Source organism: Mesorhizobium sp. M2E.F.Ca.ET.209.01.1.1 (assembly GCF_004010375.2).
Taxonomy (GTDB): Bacteria; Pseudomonadota; Alphaproteobacteria; order Rhizobiales; family Rhizobiaceae; genus Mesorhizobium.
Map to the genome: position 1 here is coordinate 1 of NZ_SADP02000724.1, position 328 is coordinate 328.

1 pseudogene is annotated in these 328 nt (G+C 58.5%); it reads left to right on the top strand.

The features are described from left to right. A pseudogene (locus tag EN852_RS37610) lies at positions 1-231 on the top strand (phosphonate monoester hydrolase); the annotation flags it as partial. Between the last annotated feature and the right edge of the window lie 97 nt (positions 232-328).

The window sequence follows — 328 nt, forward strand, 5'->3', positions numbered from 1 at the left end:
TTCAAATCTGTCCAGTTCAGTAGCAGCCTGCCGCCGCTTTTGTTCGACCTTTCGAAGGACCCGGGAGAGCTGAACAATGTGGCGACCGCCCCGGCTTATCTGCCGGTGCGACTGGAGTTCGCCGAAAGGATGCTCGCCTGGCGCGCAGCCCACCTGGATCAGTCACTGGCGCTGGCGGAGCTGACGGAAGACGGCGTGGCTGGGTACGTGAGTAGGGGAGTAGGGGAGTAGGGGAGTAGGGGAAAACACAACGGTCGTTATCCGCCAGCTTCCTTTTCTACTCCCTATTCCCTTACTCCCCTATTCCCTTACTCTCCCTTACTTCAAC